The organism is Curtobacterium sp. MCLR17_042 (genome assembly GCF_003234695.1).
In the GTDB taxonomy this organism is placed as follows: Bacteria; Actinomycetota; Actinomycetes; order Actinomycetales; family Microbacteriaceae; genus Curtobacterium; species Curtobacterium flaccumfaciens.
Genome location: NZ_QKTD01000003.1, coordinates 20742 through 40195 on the forward strand (window position 1 = coordinate 20742; position 19454 = coordinate 40195).

A 19454-nucleotide genomic window follows, 5' to 3' on the forward strand; every position below is an offset into this window, starting at 1 on the left:
CCCTGACATGGATGTGAGGTCTTAGCGTAGCCGAGCCGCTGCGGGAGACACCCGCGCGGCAGGAGGAGACACCATGGAGATCGCTGGATCGGTCGCACTCGTCACCGGCTCGAACCGGGGCATCGGACGCCGCTTCGCCCTGGAGCTGCTGGAGCGCGGGGCGTCGAAGGTCTACGCAACCGCACGCCGCCCCGAACTCGTCGACGTCGAGGGCGTCGTCGCGCTGCCCCTCGACATCACCGACCAGGCCTCGGTCGACGCGGTGGCCGCCGCCGCGGGCGACGTGACGCTGCTCGTGAACAACGCCGGCATCTCGACGCAGGGCTCCCTGGTGACCGACGACCTGACCATCGTCCGGAAGGCCATGGACACGCACTTCTGGGGCAGCCTGTCGATGATCCGCGCCTTCGCACCGGTGATCGAGCGGAACGGCGGCGGCGCGATCGTCAACGTGCTGTCGGCCCTGTCGTGGTTCGCGGCGCCCGGCGCGGGTGGCTACGCCGCGGCGAAGGCGGCTGAGTGGAACATGACGAACGCCGTCCGCCTCGAGCTCGCCGACCGGGGCATCAGCGTGCAGGGACTCCACCTCGGTGCGGCCGACACCGACATGATGGGCGACTACGACGGTCCGAAGACCGACCCGACGGACGTGGCCCGAGCGGCACTCGACGGTGTGGAGCGTGGCGTGGCCGAGGTGCTCGTCGACGACTGGAGCCGGATGGTGAAGGCGTCGCTCGCCGATGCGCCGGAGCGCTTCTACGCGCAGATGGCCTGAGCGCCGCCCCTGACTGGGGGTGTGTCCCCGCAGCGCAGTCCTGGACCCGCTGCGTGGTCATCGGCGAGCATGGACCCCGATCAGGAGCGGGGGCACGTCGCCTGCCGCTGGAAGGGAACCATGCGTCCTGTCAGGAACGCGCTGAGCACCGGGGCGATCGTCGCGATCCTCGCCGGTCTCACCATCACCGCAGCACCCGCCCAGGCGGCGACCCCGGGGGCCGGCGCGAGCTGCGCCCCCGGGACCCTGTCGGTGCAGACGCTCGAGAGCGGCTGCACGGCGACCTCCGGCACGGTCGTGACGCCGGACGGCCGCACCTTCGCGCTCCCCGCGCCGGGTGAGAGCGTCATGGCGAGCAGCTCGGCCGCCCCCGGGGCGCCCGAACTCGCCGACGTCCTCATCGCGAACAACGGCTCCGCCGGTGTCGCCGTCCGCGTCGACGAGGCCTGGACCGGTTCGGCCCCCGCCGTCCAGCAGGAGCGTGCGCAGAGCCAGGCCGCGACGGCACAGGCAGCCCCCGCCGCGACGACCGCTGCGACCACGAAGTGCACGAGCACGGCGTACAAGGCGTCCGGCTACACCTGGCCGAGCACGGTCAAGTGGTACTACAACCAGACCGACCAGAAGTCGACGTACGCCAAGGACGCCCTGCGCAAGGGGGCGAACGCCTGGAACGGCACGATCTCGGCGTGTGACCGCACCGTCACGTCGACGGCGAAGAACGACTACCTGCGTCTCGCGACCCAGAAGCCCAACCTCACCGACCAGGGCGGCTGCTCGCGGAACAACGGCTACAACGTGATGGGCTGGGGCAAGCTCCCGACCGGGACCCTCGGCGTCACGTGCGTCTGGTTCGACGGCAACGGCAACGCCCGCGAGGCCGACCAGCGCTACGCCACCGGCTTCAAGTGGAGCTCGACGGCCACCTGCTCGGGCGCGCGCTTCGACACCCAGGTCGTCGCCACGCACGAGTGGGGCCACCTGTACGGCCTCGACCACGTCGCCACCGGCACCGGCCAGGTCATGGAGCCGTCCGGCGGCTACTGCGAGCTCGACGGCCGCACGCTCGGCCGTGGCGACATGACGGGCATCTCGACGCTCTACTGAGCTCGACGTTCTGCAGGGACACGGACGGGGTCGAGGCGGATGACCGCCGCGACCCCGTCCGTCTGTGGGTCTCGGTCAGACCGTGTCGGCGCGGTCGGTCTTGCTCAGACCGCGTCGGCGCGGTCGGTCTCGGTCAGGCCGCGTCGGCGCGCAGGAACTCCGCCACCGGCGTCGACCCCGTGTTGAACCGGAACGTGTTGCCCGCCGTGCCTGGGTTCTCGACCACGTCGGCGACCACGTGCGCCACGTCACCGCGCGGCACCTGCGTCGACGAGCCGTCCCAGTCGACGGAGCCGGTCGGCTCGTCGTCGGTCAGGGTGCTCGGGGCGACGATCGTCCACTGCAGCCCCGAGTCGCGGAGCACGGCGTCGGCGATCATCTTCGACTGCGCGTACGCGAAGAAGTCCTGGTCCTGCGGGACGCCGTGGTCGAGCTGCGAGCCCGAGAACGACACCATCACGTAGCGGTCGACGCCGGCCTGCTTCGCCCCCTGGATCGACAGCACCGCAGCGTCGCGGTCGATCGCCCAGGTCCGGTCGACGGACCCGCCACCGGCACCGGCCGACCACACCACGGCGTCGTGCCCGCGGACGAGTTCGGCGAAGTCGTTCAGGGACTGCTGCTGGATGTCCGCGACGTGCGGTTCGCCGCCGTGCGCTCGGATCTCGTCGGACTGGTCGGCGTTCCGGATGACGGAGGTGACCGTGTGTCCGCGCTCGGACAGGATGCGGGTGGCGAGGAGTGCGACCTTGCCGTGGCCGCCGAAGACGATGACGTTGCTCATGGGCCGGACGCTACTCCGGGCGGCTCCGTGCCCGGGGAACGCCCGACGTCCGCCCGTCGCCCGCGATGCTCGGAACACCCGAGGTCACCGTGCGTACCGTCGGGGGCAACACGACAGGAGTCACGATGAGCAAGCAGCACGAGCAGCACACCCTGGTCCGCACCCTGGTCCTCGGCATCATGAGCGGCGGCCGGAGCGCCACCCCGCTCGCCGTCCTCGCACTGAACCACGACCGGTCCTCGCTGAAGGGTTCGTGGCAGCAGTGGAAGGTCTTCAGCACCCCGGTCGGCCGCGGGCTGCTCGTGGCCTCTGCCATCGGTGAGCTCATCGGCGACAAGCTGCCGAAGACCCCGAACCGCATCGCCCCCTCGGCGCTGCTCGGACGTGTCGCGTCCGGTGCCCTCGCCGGTGCCGCCCTCGGCACCACCGGCAAGCGTGACCTGCGCATCGAGGGCGCGATCCTCGGTGGCGTCGGTGCCCTCGTCGGCAGCTTCGTCGGCTGGGGTGCGCGCAAGGCCCTCGGCGGTGCGGGCCTGCCCGACCCCGTCGTCGCGCTCGCCGAGGACGCCGCGACCATCGCCGGCTCCGTGAAGGTCATCACCGCCGACTGAGCGTGCCGGGCGCGGGCGGCGTGGGCGCCGCGGTCGCCGCGGGCGCGTTTCGTGAGCAGGAATGGTCGGGTCGCACCGCCGCACCCGACCATTCCTGCTCACGATGCGCACGCCTCGGCCTACGGTGGCCACCATGCACATCGTCGTCATCGGAGCCACCGGCCACATCGGCTCGTTCCTCGTCCCCCGTCTCGTCCGCTCGGGGCACCGCGTCGTCGCCGTCACCCGCGGCACGAGCACCCCGTACGCCGACGCCCCGGAGTGGCAGCAGGTCGAGCGGATCACCGCGGACCGCGAGCAGGAGGACCGCGACGGCACCTTCGGCAGCCGCATCGCCGCCCTCGGTGCCGACGCCGTCGTCGACCTCGTCTGCTTCACCGAGTCCTCGGCCGCAGCGCTGGTCGACGCGCTCCGCGGCACCGGCACGCACCTGGTGCACTGCGGCTCGATCTGGCGCGCCGGCGTCTCGCACGTGCTGCCGATCACCGAGCAGAACGCGACCCTGCCGTTCGGCGACTACGGCGTCCAGAAGGACGCCATCGCCCGGATGCTCAAGGAAGAAACCGCATCAGGCGGTTTGGTCACGACGTCGCTGCACCCCGGTCACATCAGCGGCCCGGGCTGGACACCGATCGGTCCGCTCGGCAACCTCGACACCTCGGTGCTGACGAAGCTGTCCGCCGGCGAACCGCTCGAGGTCCCCGGTCTCGGTGCCGAGACGATGGCCCACGTACACGCCGACGACGTGGCGCAGGCGTTCCAGCTCGCGGTCGAGCACCGCGATGCGGCGGCGGGCGAGGACTTCTTCGTCACGGCTCCGACGGCGCTCACCGCGCGCGGGTACGCCCACCTGGCAGCGTCGTGGTTCGGCCAGGAGGCCCGGCTCGACCCCGTCACGTGGGACCGGTTCCGCGAGGCCACGGCTCCGGAGCACGCTGACGCCAGCTGGGAACACCTGTCCCGCAGCCAGGTCTTCAGCACCGAGAAGGCGAGTCGTCTGCTCGGCTACGCACCGGCGTTCACCGCCGAGGAGACCGTGCTGGACGCCGTGCGCTGGCTCGTCGACCACGGCGAGCTCGAGGTCGCGAACCCCCTGGTCCGCTGAGCCCCGGGGTCTGAGCCCTGCGGAACCCCTTGCGAGCGTTATTAGTTGCAGCTATTATCAGTTGTGGGTAATGTCACCGCATGGAGATCGACTGGCCGCGCGAGTTCAACGACCAGCTCGATCGTCTCGAGGTCGACACGAGCCCGCGTGGACGGAAGCGACTGCAGCTCCTCACGTTCATGCTGAAGCGACTCCGAGACCTCGAGGAGGCACCGGTCCAGGACACGGCGATGATCAAGCGAGTTCGCCAGTCACGGAAGCACCTCGTGTGGCGTGTCTCGCATCCCTACGTTCCGGGTGTCGCCCTGCGCGTCATCTGCTGGTTCCCGCCGACTCGGGACCGGGTCGTGGTGGCGCTGTTCTCGGGCGACAAGGCATCGATGGGTGACGTCTTCTACGACACTGTGGGTACCCGAGCCGACCGACTGATCGACCGCTGGCTCGACGAAACGAAGGAACGATGATGGGCAAGAAGGACTTCGTCCGCGGGAACGACCGCGTCGAGCGTCTCCTGCGGCAGCCGGACATCGCGGACGCTGTTGCCGCGCTCGAGACCGAGGCCGACGACCTCGACCGAGTCCACGCGATGAGCCTGGCGATGGTTCGTGAAGCGGGGAAGCGCACGCAGGCCGAGATCGCACACGAGCTCGGCATCAGTCAGGGGGCAGTCTCGCAGATGGAACGGCGCGAGGACATGTTGCTCTCCACCCTCCGCAGCTACATCACCGCGACCGGTGCCGAGAACCCACGCATCATCGTCACGGTCAACGGCCGTGACGTCGAGTTGGCGATCTGACTCAGGCCCGCTCCGGCTCGACCACGAGCCCACGGTTCCGGTGCACGACCCAGACCGTCGCGGCGAACCCGGTCAGCACCGCGCCACCGATCGTGACCGCCGTCCAGCCCCCGGCGTTCCACAGCACCGACGCCAGCGCGGAGCCGATCGCCCCGCCGATGAAGTTCGAGGTGACGAAGGCCGTGTTGAGCCGGCTCCGCGCGGCCGGGTCCACCGAGAAGAGCCGGGTCTGGTTGAGCACGTTCGCGGCCTGCACGGCGACGTCGAGCAGCAGCACGGCGAGCAGCACCACGACGATCGAGTGCGCACCGATCCCGGCGACGACCAGGGAGACGAGCAGGAGCGCGATCGCTCCCCCGGTGACGGGTACCGACAGCCCGCGGTCGTGCAGTCGCCCCACCCGCTGCGCCGCCACGGCACCCGCGAGCCCCACCAGGCCGACCAGTCCGATGCTGCTGGTGGAGAAGTCGTAGGGGTCGCTGCTCAGCAGGAACGTCAGGGCGGTCCAGAACATCGTGAACACGGCGAACACCGACGAGCTGATCACGAGCGTGACCTGCACGGTCCGGTGGGTCCGGACGGCACGGAACACCGACAGGATGAGCTGCGGGTACGCCACCCCGCCGCGGGCCTCGAGTTCGGGGATGGCGCGCCGCAGCAGCAGGGCCAGGACCACCGCCACGACGGCGGCGAGCACGTAGATCGCGCGCCACCCGAACGCGTCCGCGACCAGGCCGCTGATCGTCCGCGACACGAGGATGCCGGTGAGCACCCCGGAGGCGATCGTGCCGACGACGCGTCCGCGCTGCGCGGGGTCGGCGAGGTCCCCGGCAAGCGGGATGAGGAGCTGCCCGGCGACCGTGGTCAGCCCGACCAGTGCCAGGGCGACCAGGAGCGTCGCGAAGGCCGGAGCGATCGCGGCGAGCAGCAGCGCGACGGCGGAGGCGACGAGCACCCAGGGGATCAGGCGCCGGCGGTCGAGGACGTCCCCGAGCGGCACGACGAGCAGGATGCCGAGGGCGTAGCCGACTTGGGTCAGCGTGACGAGCAGCCCGGCGAGCGACGCCGAGGTGCCGAGCGACGATGCGATGTCGTCGAGCAGTGGCTGCGACCAGTACAGGTTGCCCACCGCTGCTCCCCCGGCGACGGCGAACAGCAGGGTCCGGCCGGTCGACATCGAGTGGTCGGTGGTCATGCTGCGGGTGCTCCCTCGTTCACGGCGGCCAGGGCGTTCAACGTGCGCGGGTAGCCGATGAGCGGGACGAGCACGGTCAGGACGTCCAGCATCTGCTGGCGGGTGTTCCCGACGTTCAGGTTGCCGGCCACGTGCCCCTGCACCTGTGCGTGTGCGCCGCCGAGCGCCGCGAGCAGCGCGAAGGTCAGGAGTTCACGGGTGGGCAGCGACAGGCCGTCCCGGCCGACGGTGTCCCCGAAGCAGTTGCCGGACAGGAACCGCTGGAAGTGCACGGCGTCCGCGGGGGCGTTCTCGTACATTGCGTCGACGCGGTCCGCACCGACGACGGCGCCCTGCACCGCTCGGCCGCGCTCGAGTCGGTCCGCCGGGGTCGTCGTCGACTGTCCGGCCAGCGGCAGGGTGACCCCGCGGGCGACCAGTACGGCGTTGGTGATCGTCAGGAAGTCGCCGACGCGTGCGGAACCGACGTAGGCCACGGCCTGGTAGACGATCTCCTTCGCCTCGGTGGGCGAGAGCGGGCCGTCGAGGGCCTCGTCCAGCAGATCGCGGAACGCCGTCGGCGCCCCGGCCGCGATCGTCGCACCGAGCTGGACGACCACGCGGTCGTGCTCGCTGAGTGATGCGTTCCGCAGGGTCTCGTCCACGAAGTCGGCGTGGTACCGGGCGAACTCGGGGTCGGTGTCGGCGAAGGTCATGTCCTCGACGCTAGGGCCGACCGCGGAGCCGTGACAGGTGCTGTCCTCCCCCCTCAGCCGTCATCGTCGCCGGAACAGCTCCCCCAGGTGCCACGGCCCGGGCGTGAGCCGCACCGCTGCCTCGGCTCGGACACGCTCCTCGAGTTCACGGTCGCGGGTGAGCTCGTGGATCTCCTGCTCGGCACGCCACCGGAACCGCAGTCGGCCGAGGAACCCGGTCGGCGGAGCCGGGACGACGGTCTCGACGGACTCGGTCTCGTTCACGCGTCCTCCCCGGCAGCAGCGGCAGCAGCACCAGCGACGGAAGCAGCACCGGCGACGGAAGCGGTCGAAGCAGCCGCCGCACTCGTCGCACCGGTCGCGCTCGTCGCCGCGAGGTTCGCCAGCAGCTGCAGCCGTTCCTCGGACGCCGACCCGGGCTCGGTGCCGTACACGACCATGGTCAGCCCCGAGTCCGTGACGAGCTCCATCGTCTCGTAGCTCATGTCGATGTCGCCCACGTCCGGGTGGTGCACGCGCTTCACACCGCTCCGGTGCCGCATCACGTCGTGTGCGGCCCAGCGCCGCCGGAACTCATCACTGCGGGTGGAGAGCTCCCCGATCAGGTCGGTCAGTCCCTTGTCGTACGGCGAGCGGGCCGCCTCGGCGCGCAGGGCGGCGACCACGTCGCCGGCGACCGAGTCCCAGTCTCGCCAGAACTGCTGACCGCGCGGGTCGAGGAACGCGAAACGCGCGGTGTTCGGGGTGCCGGCGGGCGACAGGAACAGCGGCGAGTACACCGCGCGGGCGAGTGCGTTGCCGGCGAGGAAGTCGAACCGGCCGTTGCGGACCCAGGCCGGGGCGCTGATCGAGTCGAGCACCCGCTGCACGTTCGGCCGGACCTTCGACGTCGGGATCGTCCGGCGTGAGGCACCCGAAGCGTTCTGCAGACGGGCCAGGTCGAACAGGTGCGTGTGCTCGGCATCGTCGAGAAGGAGCGCGCGGGACAACGACTCGAGGACGCTCTCGGAGACCCCGGTCAGGTTTCCGCGCTCGAGGCGGACGTAGTAGTCGACGCTCATCCCCGCGACCAGTGCGAGCTCTTCGCGCCGCAGTCCCTTGACGCGGCGGACCCCACCGAAGTCGGGCAGACCGACCTGCTGCGGCGTGACGCGCTCGCGGCGTGTGCGGAGGAAGTCGCGCACTTCGCTTCTGGTGTCCATGCGTCCACGGTACGGCCGGCCGGGTGCCGGAAGCAGGGGTTGCTGGTACCCGTCAGCAGGGGGTCGGCGGCGTAGCGTCGTCGGCATGGAGACAGTCACCCTGAACAACGGACTCGAGATCCCCGCCATCGGTTTCGGCGTGTTCCAGAGCGCCCCGGAGGAGACCGTGGACGCCGTCCGCACGGCCCTGGAGACCGGGTACCGCCACATCGACACCGCCGCCGCGTACGGCAACGAGCGCGAGGTCGGCGAGGGCATCCGCGCCTCGGGCGTCGACCGCGACGACATCGTGGTCGAGACCAAGATCTGGGTCTCGGACTACGGCTTCGACCAGACCCTGCACGCCTTCGACAAGGCCACCAGCAAGCTCGGCTTCGACACGATCGACGTGCTGATCCTGCACCAGCCCGCTCCCGACCGCTTCGAGCAGACCGTGCAGGCGTACCGGGCCCTCGAGCGCCTGTACGCCGACGGCCGGGTCCGCGCGATCGGTGTGAGCAACTTCATGCCCCACCACCTGCGCTCCCTGCTCGAGCAGTCCGACGTCATCCCGGCGCTCAACCAGGTCGAACTGCACCCGTACTTCACCCAGCCGGACGTCCAGCGGGCCGACGCCGAGCACGGCATCCTCGACCAGGCGTGGTCCCCCATCGGTGGCATCACGTTCTACCCCGGCTGGGGCGACGAGCGGGTCAGCGTGATGGACGACCCGACGATCCGGTCGATCGCCGAGGCGCACGGCAGGACGCCGGCGCAGGTGATGCTCCGCTGGCACGTGCAGCAGGGGCGGAACGCGATCCCGAAGTCGACGAACCCCGGTCGCATCGCCGAGAACTTCGCCGTCTTCGACTTCGCGCTGACGGACGACGAGCTCGCGCGGCTCGACGCCCTGGACACCGGCCGTCGCAACGGCCCGGACCCGGACGGGACGGACACGAGCCGGTTCGACCGGGTGATCCCGGAGGTCTGACGCGACCACGAGCGGCCTGGAGGCGCGGTGCGGGCCCGCCCCGTCCTCCCTCGCAGGCTCGGTCGGCGCGGCCCGCGTGACGCTGGCGCGTCACCGCTGAGCGGGCCGCGCCCGACCATGCGGTGGACGCGACCACCGCGTCAGGCGAGCTGGCGCGCCCGCTCCGCGATGCCCTCGGTCGCCGCCCACGAAGCCAGCACCCGCAGGGCGTCAGCCGTCGGGCTGCCCGGCGTCGCCGGGTAGATCGTGAGCGCGAGCCCCGGGTCCTCGGCGAGTTCGAGCGTCTGGAAGTGCAGTTCGAGCGGCCCCACGACGCTGTGCCGGAACGACTTCACGCCGGCGTAGTGGCGTCGGACGTCGTGCGCTGCCCAGAGCTCGCGGAAGTCGTCGCTCCGCATCGACAGCTCGCCGATCAGCGCGGCGAGGTCCTTGTCGTTCGGCGTCCGGCCCGCTTCGCGGCGCAGGATCGCGACGTTCGTGTGCGCGGCCCGCTGCCAGTCCTGGTAGAAGTTCCGCGCCTGCGGGTCGAGGAAGATGAAGCGCGAGAAGTTCATCGGCCGCGCCGGTGCCGCGACCAGGTCCGAGTGCATCGCGAAGCCGAGCGCGTTCGCGGCGACGATGTCCTGCCGGTTGTTGATGATCATCGCCGGGGCGTCCGTGACGACGTCGAGCAGGTACTGCAGCTCGGGTCGGACGGCAGCGACGGGCACGACACGACCGGCACGACGCGGGGTCTCGTTCTGGTGCTGCGACAGGTCGCGCAGGTGCTCCTGCTCGGCGGGGTCGAGCTGCAGGGCCCGGCCGATGGCGTCGAGCACGCTGTCCGAGACCCCCTGCAGGTTCCCGCGCTCGAGCCGCGTGTAGTAGTCGATGCTGACGCCGGCCAGGCGTGCGACCTCTTCGCGACGCAGCCCGGTGACGCGGCGCCGTGTGCCGAAGGTCTCGACGCCGGCCTGCTCGGGGGTGATGCGGGCGCGACGGCTGGAGAGGAAGTCGCGCGCTTCGTCGCGGTGGTTCATGCCGTCACGGTACTTCGCCCCGTCCGGCGCGAGCGAGGGGCTGCGGGAACCCCTTTCACGTGCGCGTGAACGGGACGGACACGATCCGGTCGTCCCCGCTCGACGGCGTCCCACGGCCGTCGGTGTTGTTCGTGACGAACCAGAGCGTGTCCGACGGGCCCTCGAGCACCGTCCGGATGCGGCCGAAGTCCCCCGCGAAGTACTCGGTCGCCGTGCCGGGGTCGTCGGCGGGGACCGCCCGGAGCACCTCGCCCCGCAGGTTCGCGACGAACACCGTGTCGTCGACGACGGCGAGGCCGCTGGGGGACGCCTCGTCGGTGGACCACTGCTGCACGGGGTCGACGAAGCCCTGGTCCTCGCCACCGGTGCCCTCGACCTCGGGCCAGCCGTAGTTCGACCCGGGCTCGATCACGTTGAGCTCGTCGTTCGTGTTCTCACCGAACTCCGACGCGAACATCGTGCCGTCCGACGACCACCCCATGCCCTGCACGTTGCGGTGTCCGAGGCTCCACACCGGCGAGCCGTCGATGGGATTGTCGGCGGGGACGTCGCCGTCCGGGGTGAGCCGCAGGATCTTGCCCGCGAGTGACTCCTCGTCCTGCGCGTCCGTGCTCGCGCCGGCGTCCCCGACGCTCGCGTAGAGCATGTCGTCGGGCCCGAACGCGATCCGCCCGCCGTCGTGGAACGTGTTCTTCGGCAGGCCGTCGATGATCGTCGTCGCCTCGCCGAGCCCCCACGACCCGGTGCTCCCCGTCAGCTCGTACCGCTGGATCCGGTTGCCGTCGTCGGCCGTGGAGTAGACGAACAGGTCGTCGTCCTGCAGCGCGAGCCCGAGCAGTCCGCCCTCGCCGCCGTGGCTGACACCGTCGACCGTGCCGACCTGGCGGGTGGTGCCGTCGGACCGCAGCTCGAGCACCCGGGCCGAGTCGCGCTCGCTGACCAGCGCGTCGCCGTCGTCACCCGTCAGGACCACCGACCAGGGGGCCTCCAGGCCGGTGACCACGTCGGTGGTGTCACCGTCGAGCGCCACCTGCCCGGCCGACAGGTCGGCGGGTGCTGTCGCGCGCGCCGACGGCGAGCCTCCCCGGTCGGATCCGTCCCGCTCTGCTCCGTCGCCGCTCGTGCAGGCGGTGAGGGCCAGCGCCGCGACGGCGGCGAGGCCGGCCACCGACCAGCGGCGGCTGCGGGGCGTTCCGGCGGGTGTGTCCACGATGATCCTCCCGGGGTCGTGGGTCGATCACACACGCTGCGTTCGGGAAACCCCTGAGGGGGTCTGTCGGCACCTCCCGACGGTGCGCACGGCGGCCTACCGTCGTCGGCATGCAGATCGAACCGAAGCAGCCGACCGTCAAGAACCCGCCCGAGCAGTTCACCGGCGACGTGTACCTCGACGCCATCGCCTCGCCGAAGGAGCCCGGTCAGACGATGACCGTCGCCAAGGTCCGGTTCCTGCCCGGCGCCCGCACCGCGTGGCACTCGCACGCCAAGGGCCAGACCCTGCACGTCACCGAGGGCGTCGCGCGGATGGGCACCCGGGACGGCCGCGTCATCGAGGTGCAGGCTGGACAGACCGTCTACACGCCCGCCGGCGAGGAACACTGGCACGGCGCGACCCCCACCGACTACATGGAACACCTCGCGATGCTCGAGGCCGCCGCCGACCCGGCGACGACCACCACCTGGCTCGAGCACGTGAGCGACGAGGAGTACACCGCATGACCACCATCGCCATCGTCGGCGCCGGCAAGGGCCTCGGCCTCGCCGTCGCCGAGCGCTTCGCCCGTGAGGGCTTCGCCGTCGCCCTGATCTCCCGCAACCAGGACCGGCTGGACGGCCTCGCCGCGGAGCTGCGCGAGCGCGGCCACACCGCAGCCGGGTTCGCCGCGAACGTCCGAGACGGGGACTCCCTGCGCACCGCACTCGAGCGCGCCACGGAGCAGCTCGGCCCCATCGAGGTGCTGCAGTACAGCCCGCTCCCCGCCAAGGAGTACATGCGCCCCGTGCTCGAGACCACGGCGGACGACCTGGTCGGCCCGATCGAATTCTCGGTCTACGGCTCGGTCAACGCCGTCCGCCAGGTGCTGCCCGGCATGCGCGCCATCGGCCACGGGACGATCCTGTTCGTGAACGGCGGCAGCGCGGTCCGACCGGGCGCCCGCGTCACCGGCACGTCCGTCGCCTTCGCCGCCGAGAGCGCCTACGCGCAGCTGCTGCACGACGCCGTGCGCGACGAGGACGTCCACGTCGGCCAGCTCATCATCCCGTTCGGCATCGACGACGGCCAGCCCGAGCACTCCGGGGAGTCCATCGCCGACCGCCTGTGGGCGATCCACACGGAGCGCGGCGACTTCCGCACCTACGCGGAGGCGCTGCCCGAGCTCGCGTGAGTGGCATCGAGTGAGCAGAACGCGACGAGTCCGGAAACCCGACCCGTCGCCTTCTGCTCACTCCATGACGGACTGGAGGCCCGTGGCGACGCCGCCACGGGCCTCCGGTCCGTCCCGGGGTGCGTGCGGGGCGATGGGTCCCGAGTCGTAGGCGGGACACCAGAGCGCCGCGCTGCTCGACGCTCCCGCTAGCGTCGCGGCGTGGAACCACGAGCCTTCGACGGTGCAGCCTGGGCAGCCCTGATGCTGCTCATGCCGACGTCGGTGCTGTTCGTCGCAGCGGCGCTCCGTCGACTCCGGCTCCCCCGCTGGACGTGGTTGCTGTACTTGCTCGGCGTCGCAGGCGGACTCGTGTTCCTGCACGTCGCCGGGCACACCCGGTACGAAGCACCGGACACCGGATCCGGATCGAACTGGTGGGACTTCGGGCAGTTCGTCGGACTCGGCCTCGGGCGGATCGGCATCGGCATCAACGCCATTGCGGCGACGGTGTGGATGCTGCGTCGTCCTCGGCTGCCCGACGACCAGCTCGACCGACGTGAGAACTGCCTGGTCGTCCTGTCCTACCTGGTGATGGCGGTGGTGTCCGCACTGCCAGCGATTTGGTGGGGCATCGGTCTCGGGATCGTGCCACTCCTGATCGAACTGCCGATCATGGTGGTGGGATGGGTCTGCCTGGCGGTGGCGGTGGTCCTGTACCGCCGCCGGATCCTCGGGGTGCCGGGAGCCGACCGCTCCCTCGGGCCCGTGTGGCCTGTCGACGCGATCGTGGTCGCCTGGCTCGTGGGGACGCTCGCCGTCGGCCCGCTGTTCGCCGGGAGCGGTCTGCCGGTCACTTCGTGAGCAGAAGACGTCGAGTCCGAGCAGGCGACTCGACATCTTCTGCTCACCAAACGAAGCGGAGCGCACGAGGCAGCGCGAGGCAGCGCGCGCATCAGTGCGCCCGTCGCACCGCCACCCGCCGCCGACCCCGCGAGGTCAGCCACGCCCCGGCCGTCACCACGAGGGGCAGACCGACCGCGAGCAGGGCCAGCACCGGCCAATCCGGCACGAACGGCATGTGGTTCACCCCGACCGGGCTCTCGGTGAACCGCAGGGTCAGGGCGCGGATCGGCAGGAGCCCGAGCAGTGTCCCGATCACCGAGCCGACCGTGGCCAGGATCGCCGCCTGCCAGGTCGACACCCCACGGCGCAGGCGTGGTGCGGCACCGATGGCGTCGAGCACTTCGTCGTCCCGCCGACCGTCGGACCGTGCGAGTCCGATCGCCACCGCCGTCGCACCGATGGTGACGGCCGCCGCGAGTGCGAGCACGATCGCCCGGATGATCGCCTCGTTGTCGATCGGGCCGGCTTCGTAGGTGAACTGGGGTCCGTCCGACCGGGCACGGTCGTCGCCGCCGAAGCTCTGCCACGCCGAACTCAGCGCGTCCCATTGCTCGGGGCCGATGTCGCCGGGCAGCTTCGTCACGAGCATGCCGTCGACGGCGACCACCCCGTACTGCGCCGCGGTCGCCTTCGTCATGAAGACACCGACCCGGATCCGCGGGGTCTGCACGTCGAGGACGGCCGGGATCGACACGCTGGAGTCGGGCTTCGTCTTCGCCGTGATCGGCGGGCTCTCCCACGTGCGGTCGTGGAACGCGTCGATCCGGACCGCGCCGTCGTGGGCGTACTCCGGCCAGAGCGACACTGCCTTGCCGCCCTCCAGCGCATCCCGCACCGCGTCCGACGGGCGGTGGCCGGTGAGCACGGCGTAGTCGTCGACGGTGCCCGTCCAGATGTGCGGACCCATCGAGTCGCCGCTCTCCAGGTAGACCGCGCAGTTCGTGGTGTTGTTCGACGGACACGCGCGGCCCTGCCAACGGTGCGGCTCCGTGACGGTCGAGGGGGTGTCGCCCGCGCTGGCGTTGACGACCCCGAGCACTCGGATCCGGTCGTGGTCGAACACGCGTGTCGCGATCTTCGCAGCGTGCGCCGTCAAGGCCGGGTCGTGGCCCTGGGGCATGCCCTCCGTGCCGATCAGCTGCACCTCGGCCGTCGCAACCCCGACCGCCGTCGTGTACTCGTAGCCGCGGACGTACTGGGCGTGGCTCGAAGCACTCCACGTGATCACGACCGAGGCCACGAACACGACGCTCATCACGCTCGCCAGCACCGGCACCGTGCGGACCGGGTTGCGGCGGGCGTCGCGGGCGGCAAGCCGGGCGGACAGACCGGCCCGCGAGGTGAGCCGGGTGATCAGGGCGAGCAGCCACGGTGAGCAGATGGCGATGCCGAGCTGCATCAGGCACGGCCCGATCGCGACGCCGGCACCGACGACGTAGGCCCACCGGTCGTGCTGCACCGGGCGGTCGTTGAGCATGAGGACGCCGACGCCGCACGCCATCGTCATCACGGCGCCGAGGACCACGAGCAGTGGGCCCCAGATGCGCCGACGACGGCGGGCCGGACGGCTGACGGGTACCGGACGGAGCGAGCCCCGCAGTGCCGCGAGCACGTTGATCCGGGTCGCCGACCGTGCGGCGACGAGCGCGGAGACGAGTCCGGCGAGCACCCCCGCGGCGGCGATGGACAGCAGCAGGAGCGGCGGCACGTGCAACCCGGGGAACGACGCCACGTTGCCGTTGTCGATCAGTCGGTAGGCGAGCACGCCGATCCCGGTGCCGGCGGCGACCCCGAGGACCGCGCCGACGAGGCCGAGCACCACGCCCGACCCGGCGACGATCGTGCGGACGAACCGCTTGTCCCCACCGACGCTCGTGACGATGGCGTACGAGCGGGTGTCCGCCCGGGTGCCGACCAGGAACGCGGCCCCGGCGAGCAGGGCGACCTCGAACATCGCGAAGACGCCGAGCAGTCCCATCGCCCCGAGGTACCAGCCGAGCGACGAGCCCAGCTGCCCGCCGGGGAGCCGGGCGTCGGGCGGGTCGAGCACGACCGGGCGCGACTGCACGATGATGCCGTGCGCGTTGAGCTGCCGGATCTCCGACCAGGTCGGGGCGTCCGACGGCAGGTACACGGTGACGTCGGTGAGCCCGACGTCGTCGGTGGTGTCGGTCGTCGAGAGCGTCGTGCCCCAGGGCAGGAACACGCCCTGCGAACCCGGGTCCGTCCCCAGGTCGGTCATGGTCCCGGTGATCGTGAAGCGCTTGGTGACCGGGTCGGTCAGGTCCACCGTGTCGCCGATCCGCGCCCCGAGGCGTTCGAGGGTCGCCGGCGTGACCATGAGCTCACTGCGCGTGGTCGGGGTGGAACCGTCGAGCACGTGCCAGTGGCCCTCGAGCGACGGGTCCCAGACGCTGCCCTCGACGGCGGTCAGTCCGACCGGGCCGTGCGCACCCTGGAGCACGACGGGCGTGCTGCCCACCGGGATCGACAGGGCGCCGTCGGGCACGTGGGCCAGGACGTTCGTGAACGGGGAGTCCTCGTCCGACTTGGTGACGGGGCTGTTCCGCTTCGAGTCGGTGAACTCCCACTGCACCGGGTCCTGCACCATGCCGGGCAGGTCCGGGCCGGACACCCGCATCTGCGCCGATGCACGGCCGAGGTCGTAGTCGAGCCGCTCGGTGACCGTGGCTTGCGTCGACTGCACGACGACGGCGACGGCGGCGAACCCGGCGGTGGGGATCCCGATGAGCGCGATGATCAGTGCCGCGCGGCCTGCCTTCGCGAACGCCAGTCGACGCCCCAGACGGAGCGCCGGTCTCAGGGCGAACGGCGTCCGGCCGGTCCCGGCACGCCGACCCCGGCTCACGAGGCGGTCCGGTCCGTCAGCGCCGCCTCGACGCCCGAGTACACGGTCTCGTCGACCACCCGACCGTCGCGCAGGAACACGATCCGGTCCGCCCAGGCCGCGTGCCGGGCGTCGTGCGTCACCAGGAGGGCGCCGGCTCCGGCGTCGACGTGCCGACGGAGCATGCGGAGCACGACCTCGCCGGTCTGCGAGTCGAGGGCTCCGGTCGGTTCGTCGGCGAGCACGAGCCGGCGCTCGCCCACCACGCCGCGGGCGATCGCGACGCGCTGCTGCTGGCCGCCGGACAGGTCGTCCGGGTAGGCGTCGGCGCGGTGCGACAGCTCGACGTTGTCCAGCGCGAGCTCCGCGGCGCGGCGGGCCTGCGAGGCCTTCCACCCGTCCAGCTCGAGCGGCAGTGCCACGTTCTCGACCGCGGTCAGCGAGGGGATCAGGTTGAAGTCCTGGAACACGAACCCGATGAGCCGGCGCCGCAGCGCTGCGAGCTCCTTGGCGGGACGGTCGGACACGAAGGCGCCGTCGATCAGCACCTCACCGCTCGTCGGCGGCAGCAGGGTGCCGGCGCAGGCGAGCAGCGTCGACTTGCCCGACCCCGAGGTGCCCATCACGGCCACCATCTCGCCGCGCTCGACCCGCAGGTCGATGCCGGCCAGGGCCGTGACGGCCTTCGCGCCGGAGCCGTAGTGCACGCTCACGGCGTCGAGCTGCAGGAGCGGTGCGGCGGTCACCGTGCGCTCCGGGGAGCGGAAGCGGCAGCGGCAGCGTCGGCACCGGCAGGCGCCGCCGGGTGCTCGTCCGGCCGGTACCGCGCGACGCTCGACTCCACGTGGTCGAGCCAGCGCACCTCGGCCTCGGCCTGGAACACCATCGACTCGAGCACGAGCGACCACGCCAGGTCCGTCCACGGGTCGGTCGTCCGCTTCAGCCGCGTCAGGTCCTGCAGGTTCCGGATCGCGGCACCGCGCTGCACCTGCACCAGCCGGGCGACGTCGACCCCGGGCACGGTCACGGCGAGGGCGAACTTGATCGCCAGCTCGTCGCGGCCGCGCTTCGCCGGCACGGGCTCGCTGAACCAGCGCGCCACCTCGGCCCGACCCGCGTCGGTCGCCGTGTAGACGACGTGTCCGTCGTCGTCCGCGTCGCCGCGGGCCACGAGGCCGTCGCGTTCCAGGCGGTCGAGGGTCGTGTAGACCTGGCCGATGTTCAGCGGCCAGCTCCCGCCGGTGCGGTGCTCGAACTCCCCCCGGAGCTGGTACCCGTAGCCGGGTCCCCCCACCAACAGCGCGAGTACGCCCATCCGAACGCTCATGACACTTCCCCTGTCTCGGGCCACCGTGGCCATACCGAGTATGCACATACCCGGTATGCGTGCGCAAGCACGGATCTGAACAGGGCTCAAAACGGACGGGAGGCGCGGTGCCAGTTGGCACCGCGCCTCCCGTCCGACCGATCGTCGCGTTCGCGACCCCCGGTCATGTCCCCGGGTCAGTGACCCAGCTTCGCGAGCTCCTCGAACTCGTCGTCGGTCAGCTCGACGGTGGCACCCGCGAGGTTGTCCTCCAGGTGCGCGACGCTCGACGTGCCGGGGATCGGCAGCATCACCGGGGAGCGCTTCAGCAGCCAGGCGAGCGCGAGCTGCGCCGGGGTGGCACCCTTGCGCTCGGCGATCTCGGTGAGCGGCGAGTCCTCGCCGGTCAGGCCACCCGTGGCCAGGGGGAACCACGGGATGAAGCCGATGCCCTGCTCCTCGGACCAGTCGAGCAGCTCCTCTGCGTCACGCTTCTGCAGGTTGTAGAGGTTCTGCACGGAGACGATCGTGGCGATCTCCTGCGCGGCCTTGACCTCGTCGACGGAGACCTCGGACAGGCCGATGTGGCGGATCTTGCCCTCGTCCTGCAGCTTCTTCAGCTCGCCGACCTGGTCCTCGAGCGGGACCTTCGGGTCGATGCGGTGCAGCTGGAACAGGTCGATGCGCTCGAGGCCCAGGCGGCGGAGGCTCATCTCCGCCTCTTGCCGCAGGTACTCCGGGCGGCCGACGGGCGGCCAGACGTTCGGGCCGGTGCGGGTGAGGCCGGCCTTCGTGGCGATGACGACGTCGTCGCCGTAGGGGTGCAGGGCCTCCTTGAGGAGCTCCTCGGCGACGTAGGGGCCGTACGAGTCGGCGGTGTCGAAGAAGTTCACGCCGAGCTCGACTGCGCGCTTGAGGACGCGGATCGCCTCGTCGTGGTCCTTCGGCGGTCCCCAGACGCCGGGGCCGGTGAGCTGCATCGTGCCGTAGCCGAGCCGGTTGACCTCGAGGTCGCCGCCGATGCGGAAGGTGCCGGAGGACGCGGCCGGACGGTTCGTGGTGTCAGTGCCTGTGGTCATGTCCCCGGTCTACGCCCGGTGCGTTGCCGGTCCCTGAGTCGGTGTCCCCCGACCGCTTTCCGGGTTCGCAGGGTCTACGGACGGGTGGGCCGCGGGTACGGGGTCTCGCCGCGTTCGAGTCCGCCGACGAGCTTGGTGAGCCGGTTCGTCCGCACCGTGGCGTTCGGGGCGGTGGTGATGCGGTGCAGCACGGCGTACCGGTTCGTGGCGTCGAGCTCGGCGAACAGCGCGGCGGCTGCGGGGGCGGCGTCGAGTGCGGCCTGCAGGTCCTCGGGCACCGTGGCCGTGGCGGATCCGGCGTAGGCGCGGTCCCATCGGCCGTCAGCCTTGGCGCGCTCGATCTCGGCGTGCCCGCGCTCCCGCATCCGCCCCTCGGCGATGAGTGCGGCGACCAGGCCGAGGTTCCGCTGCGACCACAGCGAGGCCTTCCGGCGCGGGGTGAACCGCTGGCGGTAGGTCGTGTCGTCGCGCCCGCGCCGCTGCCCGTCGATCCACCCGGAGCAGAGCGCCTCGTCGAGGGCCGTGTCGTAGGTCAGCGTCGTCGGCTCCGTGACGCCCTTCTTGGCGAGGACGAGCCACACGCCGTCGGGTTCGTGCTCGTGGTCGTCGAGCCAGGCACGCCACGCGGCGACGTCCGGCAGCACCAGGTCGCCGATGTCCATGCGGTCATCGTAGGACCGGCCGGCCGCG

General features: G+C 71.5%; 22 protein-coding genes. 10 read left to right on the plus strand and 12 right to left on the minus strand.

Annotated elements, in window-relative coordinates; all coding sequences use genetic code 11:
* Positions 1-73: 73 nt before the first annotated feature.
* Together DEJ02_RS04410 and DEJ02_RS04415 are read left to right on the plus strand one after the other, a co-directional pair.
* Complete coding sequence (locus DEJ02_RS04410) at positions 74-775, plus strand: SDR family oxidoreductase (RefSeq protein WP_111032141.1); 702 nt, start codon at positions 74-76, stop codon at positions 773-775.
* 120 nt (positions 776-895) lie between these two features.
* The gene (locus DEJ02_RS04415) at positions 896-1882 is read left to right on the plus strand and encodes a matrixin family metalloprotease (RefSeq protein WP_111032142.1); all 987 of its coding nucleotides are present in this window, start codon (positions 896-898) and stop codon (positions 1880-1882) included.
* A gap of 133 nt (positions 1883-2015) precedes the next feature.
* Here DEJ02_RS04415 and DEJ02_RS04420 read toward each other — a convergent pair whose 3' ends face one another.
* The gene (locus DEJ02_RS04420) at positions 2016-2666 is read right to left on the minus strand and encodes an NAD(P)H-binding protein (RefSeq protein ID WP_111032143.1); all 651 of its coding nucleotides are present in this window, start codon (positions 2664-2666) and stop codon (positions 2016-2018) included.
* Positions 2667-2791: 125 nt separating this feature from the next.
* Between DEJ02_RS04420 and DEJ02_RS04425 the strand changes: the two genes are divergently transcribed.
* The 4 genes from DEJ02_RS04425 (at position 2792) to DEJ02_RS04440 (ending at position 5178) form a co-directional block, all read left to right on the plus strand.
* Positions 2792-3277 (plus strand): DUF4126 family protein, encoded by a 486-nt coding sequence (locus DEJ02_RS04425; protein ID WP_163342984.1) that lies wholly within the window; start codon positions 2792-2794, stop codon positions 3275-3277.
* A gap of 133 nt (positions 3278-3410) precedes the next feature.
* Positions 3411-4382 carry an NAD(P)-dependent oxidoreductase gene (locus DEJ02_RS04430; RefSeq protein WP_111032284.1) on the plus strand — a complete coding sequence of 324 codons (972 nt, stop codon included), beginning with the start codon at positions 3411-3413 and terminating at the stop codon, positions 4380-4382.
* An 80-nt stretch (positions 4383-4462) separates the two neighbouring features.
* Positions 4463-4846, plus strand: a complete 384-nt coding sequence (locus tag DEJ02_RS04435) for a hypothetical protein (protein ID WP_110892923.1) — start codon at positions 4463-4465, stop codon at positions 4844-4846.
* Complete coding sequence (locus tag DEJ02_RS04440) at positions 4843-5178, plus strand: sigma factor-like helix-turn-helix DNA-binding protein (RefSeq protein WP_110865336.1); 336 nt, start codon at positions 4843-4845, stop codon at positions 5176-5178. The genes DEJ02_RS04435 and DEJ02_RS04440 overlap by 4 nt, the downstream gene beginning before the upstream one ends.
* Before the next feature lies 1 nt (position 5179).
* Here the strand turns inward: DEJ02_RS04440 and DEJ02_RS04445 are convergent, their stop codons facing one another.
* Genes DEJ02_RS04445 through DEJ02_RS04460 form a run of 4 tightly spaced genes read right to left on the minus strand, consistent with a single transcriptional unit; the run spans position 5180 to position 8270 of the window.
* Entirely contained in the window at positions 5180-6373 is a 1194-nt protein-coding gene (locus DEJ02_RS04445; protein WP_111032145.1) for an MFS transporter, read from the minus strand.
* Complete coding sequence (locus tag DEJ02_RS04450; protein ID WP_111032146.1) at positions 6370-7068, minus strand: carboxymuconolactone decarboxylase family protein; 699 nt, start codon at positions 7066-7068, stop codon at positions 6370-6372. The genes DEJ02_RS04445 and DEJ02_RS04450 overlap by 4 nt, the downstream gene beginning before the upstream one ends.
* A gap of 60 nt (positions 7069-7128) precedes the next feature.
* Entirely contained in the window at positions 7129-7332 is a 204-nt protein-coding gene (locus DEJ02_RS04455; RefSeq protein WP_111032147.1) for a hypothetical protein, read from the minus strand.
* Positions 7329-8270, minus strand: coding sequence for a helix-turn-helix domain-containing protein (locus DEJ02_RS04460; protein ID WP_181440274.1), 942 nt, complete (start codon positions 8268-8270; stop codon positions 7329-7331). The genes DEJ02_RS04455 and DEJ02_RS04460 overlap by 4 nt, the downstream gene beginning before the upstream one ends.
* A gap of 85 nt (positions 8271-8355) precedes the next feature.
* Here DEJ02_RS04460 and DEJ02_RS04465 point away from each other — a divergent pair, with 85 nt between their 5' ends.
* Complete coding sequence (locus tag DEJ02_RS04465) at positions 8356-9240, plus strand: aldo/keto reductase (RefSeq protein WP_111032149.1); 885 nt, start codon at positions 8356-8358, stop codon at positions 9238-9240.
* 140 nt (positions 9241-9380) lie between these two features.
* Here the strand turns inward: DEJ02_RS04465 and DEJ02_RS04470 are convergent, their stop codons facing one another.
* Positions 9381-10259, minus strand: a complete 879-nt coding sequence (locus DEJ02_RS04470) for a helix-turn-helix transcriptional regulator (RefSeq protein WP_111028872.1) — start codon at positions 10257-10259, stop codon at positions 9381-9383.
* Between the two features lie 55 nt (positions 10260-10314).
* Positions 10315-11469 (minus strand): sorbosone dehydrogenase family protein, encoded by a 1155-nt coding sequence (locus tag DEJ02_RS04475; protein ID WP_111032150.1) that lies wholly within the window; start codon positions 11467-11469, stop codon positions 10315-10317.
* Positions 11470-11579: 110 nt separating this feature from the next.
* Here DEJ02_RS04475 and DEJ02_RS04480 point away from each other — a divergent pair, with 110 nt between their 5' ends.
* From DEJ02_RS04480 to DEJ02_RS04490, 3 genes are all read left to right on the plus strand, one after another.
* Entirely contained in the window at positions 11580-11978 is a 399-nt protein-coding gene (locus DEJ02_RS04480) for a cupin domain-containing protein (RefSeq protein ID WP_111028874.1), read from the plus strand.
* Positions 11975-12646 carry an SDR family oxidoreductase gene (locus DEJ02_RS04485; RefSeq protein WP_027466861.1) on the plus strand — a complete coding sequence of 224 codons (672 nt, stop codon included), beginning with the start codon at positions 11975-11977 and terminating at the stop codon, positions 12644-12646. The genes DEJ02_RS04480 and DEJ02_RS04485 overlap by 4 nt, the downstream gene beginning before the upstream one ends.
* Positions 12647-12847: 201 nt before the next feature.
* Entirely contained in the window at positions 12848-13489 is a 642-nt protein-coding gene (locus tag DEJ02_RS04490; protein ID WP_111032151.1) for a hypothetical protein, read from the plus strand.
* A gap of 91 nt (positions 13490-13580) precedes the next feature.
* Here DEJ02_RS04490 and DEJ02_RS04495 read toward each other — a convergent pair whose 3' ends face one another.
* From DEJ02_RS04495 to DEJ02_RS04515, 5 genes are all read right to left on the minus strand, one after another.
* Positions 13581-16400, minus strand: a complete 2820-nt coding sequence (locus DEJ02_RS04495) for an ABC transporter permease (protein ID WP_111032152.1) — start codon at positions 16398-16400, stop codon at positions 13581-13583.
* A complete protein-coding gene (locus DEJ02_RS04500; protein ID WP_027466859.1) occupies positions 16397-17125 on the minus strand; it encodes an ABC transporter ATP-binding protein in 729 nt (242 codons plus the stop codon). Before DEJ02_RS04500 ends, DEJ02_RS04495 begins: the two co-directional genes overlap by 4 nt.
* Positions 17122-17706, minus strand: coding sequence for a PadR family transcriptional regulator (locus DEJ02_RS04505; RefSeq protein WP_258378657.1), 585 nt, complete (start codon positions 17704-17706; stop codon positions 17122-17124). Before DEJ02_RS04505 ends, DEJ02_RS04500 begins: the two co-directional genes overlap by 4 nt.
* 176 nt (positions 17707-17882) lie before the next feature.
* On the minus strand, positions 17883-18764 hold the full coding sequence (locus DEJ02_RS04510) for an aldo/keto reductase (RefSeq protein WP_027466858.1): 882 nt from the start codon (positions 18762-18764) through the stop codon (positions 17883-17885).
* 74 nt (positions 18765-18838) lie between these two features.
* The gene (locus DEJ02_RS04515) at positions 18839-19426 is read right to left on the minus strand and encodes a YdeI family protein (RefSeq protein ID WP_111032154.1); all 588 of its coding nucleotides are present in this window, start codon (positions 19424-19426) and stop codon (positions 18839-18841) included.
* Positions 19427-19454 lie beyond the last annotated feature (28 nt).

Bases quoted from the DNA above. Each gene is read 5' to 3' on its own strand.
- DEJ02_RS04410 (WP_111032141.1), top strand. From the start codon at position 74: ATGGAGATCGCTGGATCGGTCGCACTCGTCACCGGCTCGAACCGGGGC.
- DEJ02_RS04415 (WP_111032142.1), top strand. From the start codon at position 896: ATGCGTCCTGTCAGGAACGCGCTGAGCACCGGGGCGATCGTCGCGATC.
- DEJ02_RS04420 (WP_111032143.1), bottom strand. From the start codon at position 2,666: ATGAGCAACGTCATCGTCTTCGGCGGCCACGGCAAGGTCGCACTCCTC.
- DEJ02_RS04425 (WP_163342984.1), top strand. From the start codon at position 2,792: ATGAGCAAGCAGCACGAGCAGCACACCCTGGTCCGCACCCTGGTCCTC.
- DEJ02_RS04430 (WP_111032284.1), top strand. From the start codon at position 3,411: ATGCACATCGTCGTCATCGGAGCCACCGGCCACATCGGCTCGTTCCTC.
- DEJ02_RS04435 (WP_110892923.1), top strand. From the start codon at position 4,463: ATGGAGATCGACTGGCCGCGCGAGTTCAACGACCAGCTCGATCGTCTC.
- DEJ02_RS04440 (WP_110865336.1), top strand. From the start codon at position 4,843: ATGATGGGCAAGAAGGACTTCGTCCGCGGGAACGACCGCGTCGAGCGT.
- DEJ02_RS04445 (WP_111032145.1), bottom strand. From the start codon at position 6,373: ATGACCACCGACCACTCGATGTCGACCGGCCGGACCCTGCTGTTCGCC.
- DEJ02_RS04450 (WP_111032146.1), bottom strand. From the start codon at position 7,068: ATGACCTTCGCCGACACCGACCCCGAGTTCGCCCGGTACCACGCCGAC.
- DEJ02_RS04460 (WP_181440274.1), bottom strand. From the start codon at position 8,270: ATGGACACCAGAAGCGAAGTGCGCGACTTCCTCCGCACACGCCGCGAG.
- DEJ02_RS04465 (WP_111032149.1), top strand. From the start codon at position 8,356: ATGGAGACAGTCACCCTGAACAACGGACTCGAGATCCCCGCCATCGGT.
- DEJ02_RS04470 (WP_111028872.1), bottom strand. From the start codon at position 10,259: ATGAACCACCGCGACGAAGCGCGCGACTTCCTCTCCAGCCGTCGCGCC.
- DEJ02_RS04480 (WP_111028874.1), top strand. From the start codon at position 11,580: ATGCAGATCGAACCGAAGCAGCCGACCGTCAAGAACCCGCCCGAGCAG.
- DEJ02_RS04485 (WP_027466861.1), top strand. From the start codon at position 11,975: ATGACCACCATCGCCATCGTCGGCGCCGGCAAGGGCCTCGGCCTCGCC.
- DEJ02_RS04505 (WP_258378657.1), bottom strand. From the start codon at position 17,706: ATGAGCGTTCGGATGGGCGTACTCGCGCTGTTGGTGGGGGGACCCGGC.
- DEJ02_RS04510 (WP_027466858.1), bottom strand. From the start codon at position 18,764: ATGACCACAGGCACTGACACCACGAACCGTCCGGCCGCGTCCTCCGGC.
- DEJ02_RS04515 (WP_111032154.1), bottom strand. From the start codon at position 19,426: ATGGACATCGGCGACCTGGTGCTGCCGGACGTCGCCGCGTGGCGTGCC.